The sequence below is a fragment of the Kitasatospora sp. NPDC059571 genome (assembly GCF_042735675.1).
Classification (GTDB): Bacteria; Actinomycetota; Actinomycetes; order Streptomycetales; family Streptomycetaceae; genus Kitasatospora.
The window spans coordinates 1-3,372 of sequence record NZ_JBHWBW010000657.1 but is presented as its reverse complement, the minus strand read 5'-3'; the positions used below and the strand labels follow the sequence as shown (position 1 = coordinate 3,372).

The window sequence follows — 3,372 nt, the reverse complement described above, 5'->3', positions numbered from 1 at the left end:
GGCCGGGGCGGACCGCCCCGGCCGCCCCCTTCGGCGTCCTGCCGTGGATCAGGCCGGGGGCTTGCCCCCGACCAGCACCCAGCGGATGTCCGTGAAGCCCTGCTGCTGCTCGACCAGCCGGCCGCCCTGGACGTGCTGGAAGGTCACCGAGGTGTTGACCAGCCGGGGCGAGTCGGCGCTGGCGAGCATGTTGGTCATGCCCCAGCTCAGCGGGGGCGTGGCGCCGTTGGTCTTGATCGGGTCGCCGCCGTCCAGCACCGCCCGGAGCGTCTTGGCGTTGAGCGGCTTGGCCGCGTCGATCCGCTTGGCGGCCTCCCGGAACACCTCGTACGCGACCCAGGTGGTCTGCACGCCGGGGTCGGCGACGTCGATCGCGGTGCCGTTGCCGTAGGTGTGGACGGTGTCGCGCAGGGCGTCCCAGACCGGCGAGGACTCGGGCGGGAACCAGCCGGTGGCGTAGGCGCCGCCGAGGACGCCGCCGTCGCCGCCGGTGGCGTCCACCACGGACTGCTGGAAGCTGCCGATCACCGAGGAGAGCGCGGTGTGCCGCGGGTTGAGCCGGCGCATCGGGTCGAGCAGGTTGGCGGTCGGCTCGGAACCGAGGGCGACGGTGACGCAGTCGCCGGGGCGGTCGTCGCCGACGGCCTGGCGGGCGATCGGGGTGTAGTCGTTGGACCGCTCGGGCGCCTTGATGTCGGTCAGCCGGATCCCGGCCGGGCGGAGGGCGGCGTCCAGGTAGCCGACCATGGTGTCGCCGGCCCGGGTGTCGGGCCGCACCAGCGCGACGGACTTGCAGCCGGCCGCGACCAGCTGGCGTCCGTTGCCGGCGATCAGCGCGGGCGTGCCGCCGGCGACCGGGTACGACAGCGGGCTGGAGAACTCGGGGGTGGAGAGCCCGTAGCCGCCCAGGTACGGGATGCCGGCCGCCTCCAGGGTGGGGATGAAGGTGCTGCCGTACTGGCTGTAGGAGCCGATCACGGCGACGGCGTGCGCGTCCACGGCCTGCCGGGTGCAGGCGGCGGCGCCCTCGGCGGTGTTCTGCTCGTTGCAGGTGAGCACGCGCAGCTGGCGGCCGTGCAGCCCGCCCCTGGCGTTGATGTCGCGGCCGACGGCCTCGGCGAGGGCGGTCATGCCCGGCCGGTCGGTCGACCCCGTCCCGGACGGCGCCCAGGTCATCACGGTCAGGTCGCCCGCCGCGGAGGCCGCGTCGGCGGGGCCGCCGCAGGCGGAGGTCGCCAGGAGCGCGGGGACCAGGGCAGCCGCTGCGGCGAGGGCGGCGGTTCTGCGGCGGCGGTGGCCGGTGCGTCCGCTGGTCGGCTGGTGATCGTCGGGCGATCCGATCCGCCTCATGGTGGTGTTACCCCTCCCGGGTCCGCGAGCCTGGCTTTCGGCCGGATCCAGCCTTGACCCGGCCGGGCAAGCCGAGAGGGACGTCGAGGGAACGGCAGGCAAACGAGGGGGGAAATCCGAGGGGTGACGCGTGTAGAGCCGCGTGTGGAGCACGGGTGGAACGAGAACGTACGATCGAGGCACGATGTCCGACAGCACAGATTCTTCGTATCGGTCCGCCAACAGCTCTTCTCGCGGCGGCCGTCGCTCCAGCACCATGGGCGGCATGCCGCTCAACGATCTGCCGTGGTGGCGCTGGCGGGCCCGGATCCGCTCGGCGCTGCACATGCTCTCCGACCCGGGCTTCCAGCAGCACGCCTGGCTGGCCGGCCAGGACGGGTACGGCGACGTCACCGACGCCGTCTACCGCCTGGTCGAGGACAGCTGGCTGGACCGCTGGTCCGCCGAGAAGTACGTGGGCACCATCGTCCGCGACGCGGCCGAGGCCGCCGCGGTCGATGCCGCCGTGCTGCGGGTGCTGCGGGTGCTGCACCAGGTGGGGGCCGACGCCCCGGCCGCCGCGTACCTCGGCCACCCCGGCTGGCCGGAGGCCGTCCGTGCCGCCCGCGAGGCCCACGTGCTGCTCGCCGTCAACGACGGCGAGGACCCGGACGTCCCGCCGCGCAGCCTGGAGATCCTGCGCATCCTCACCCAGACCGCCTGACCCGGACACGTCCCGCAGTACGGGCAGCACCGCACGGGGTGACCGGAATGTGACACGCTGGGCCGTCGTGTCGTGAACGAGTGAAGGAACCCCGCCGTGGCAGAGCAGCCGGCCAGCGCACAGTACGTCCTCACGCTCTCCTGCCCGGACAAGCAGGGGATCGTGCACGCGGTGTCCAGCTACCTCTTCATGACCGGCTGCAACATCATCGACAGCCAGCAGTTCGGCGACGCCGACAGCGGGCTGTTCTTCATGCGGGTGCACTTCTCGGCGGCCGAGCCGGTCACCGTGGAGAAGCTGCGGGCCAGCTTCGCCGCGGTCGGCGCGTCCTTCCACATGGACTGGCGGATCGATCCGAGCGACGAGCGGATGCGGATCGTCCTGATGGTGTCGAAGTTCGGCCACTGCCTGAACGACCTGCTCTTCCGGACCCGGATCGGCGCCCTGCCGGTGGAGATCGCCGCCGTGGTCTCCAACCACACCGACTTCCGGGAGCTGACCGAGTCGTACGGCATCCCGTTCCACCACATCCCGGTCACCCGGGACACCAAGGCCCGGGCCGAGCAGCAGCTGCTCGACCTGGTCGCCGAGGAGCGGGTGGACCTGGTCGTCCTGGCCCGCTACATGCAGGTGCTCTCGGACGACCTGTGCAAGGCGCTCTCCGGCCGGGTGATCAACATTCACCACTCCTTCCTGCCGAGCTTCAAGGGCGCCAAGCCGTACCACCAGGCACACGCCCGCGGCGTCAAGTTGATCGGCGCGACCGCGCACTACGTGACGGCCGACCTCGACGAGGGGCCGATCATCGAGCAGGAGGTCGCCCGGGTCACCCACGACGTGACGCCGGACCAGCTGGTGGCCCTCGGCCGCGACGTGGAGTGCCAGGCGCTCGCCCGCGCGGTGAAGTGGCACAGCGAGCGCCGGGTGCTGCTGAACGGCACCCGCACCGTCGTCTTCACCTGAGCCGGCCGGGCCGTTCACGGCCCCTCGGACGTCTGGGGCCGCGCGCCCGCCGGGGCGCTCAGGGGCGCGACAGCAGCGGGAGCGCCCGCAGCACCTCCTCGACGGCGGCGCGGTCGCCGTCGGAGCCGACCGGCAGCCGCCCCGGGTCGCGGTGCGCCGCCGCGAGGTGGCAGAACTCCAGTCCGTCCATCACCATTTCGGCCACCGGCGGGCTGTCGTCGGCGGGCCCGGCGGCGCCGTCCAGCGGAATCAGCCACTCGCCCGCGGCCGGGCCCTCGCTGTCCAACCGCCCGGGACGGCGGCCCCGGGGGGGAGCGCCGCCCCGGAGTCGCCACCAGCACCGCCGCCCCCGACGC

General features: G+C 73.3%; 4 protein-coding genes. 2 read left to right on the top strand and 2 right to left on the bottom strand.

What is annotated here, in order from left to right; translation table 11 throughout:
- Positions 1-48 precede the first annotated feature (48 nt).
- A complete protein-coding gene (locus tag ACFV0G_RS37390; RefSeq protein ID WP_380557678.1) occupies positions 49-1,350 on the bottom strand; it encodes an ABC transporter substrate-binding protein in 1,302 nt (433 codons plus the stop codon).
- A gap of 184 nt (positions 1,351-1,534) precedes the next feature.
- Between ACFV0G_RS37390 and ACFV0G_RS37385 the strand changes: the two genes are divergently transcribed.
- Together ACFV0G_RS37385 and purU are read left to right on the top strand one after the other, a co-directional pair.
- Complete coding sequence (locus ACFV0G_RS37385; RefSeq protein WP_380557676.1) at positions 1,535-2,053, top strand: hypothetical protein; 519 nt, start codon at positions 1,535-1,537, stop codon at positions 2,051-2,053.
- A 96-nt stretch (positions 2,054-2,149) separates the two neighbouring features.
- Positions 2,150-3,016: a formyltetrahydrofolate deformylase gene (purU, locus tag ACFV0G_RS37380; protein WP_380557673.1), complete on the top strand. Its 867-nt coding sequence runs from the start codon at positions 2,150-2,152 to the stop codon at positions 3,014-3,016.
- A 58-nt stretch (positions 3,017-3,074) separates the two neighbouring features.
- Here purU and ACFV0G_RS37375 read toward each other — a convergent pair whose 3' ends face one another.
- A complete protein-coding gene (locus ACFV0G_RS37375; protein ID WP_380557670.1) occupies positions 3,075-3,302 on the bottom strand; it encodes a hypothetical protein in 228 nt (75 codons plus the stop codon).
- Positions 3,303-3,372: the final 70 nt, after the last annotated feature.

Excerpts from the sequence above, each read along its gene's own strand:
- ACFV0G_RS37390 (WP_380557678.1), bottom strand. The coding sequence starts at position 1,350 with ATGAGGCGGATCGGATCGCCCGACGATCACCAGCCGACCAGCGGACGC.
- ACFV0G_RS37385 (WP_380557676.1), top strand. The coding sequence starts at position 1,535 with ATGTCCGACAGCACAGATTCTTCGTATCGGTCCGCCAACAGCTCTTCT.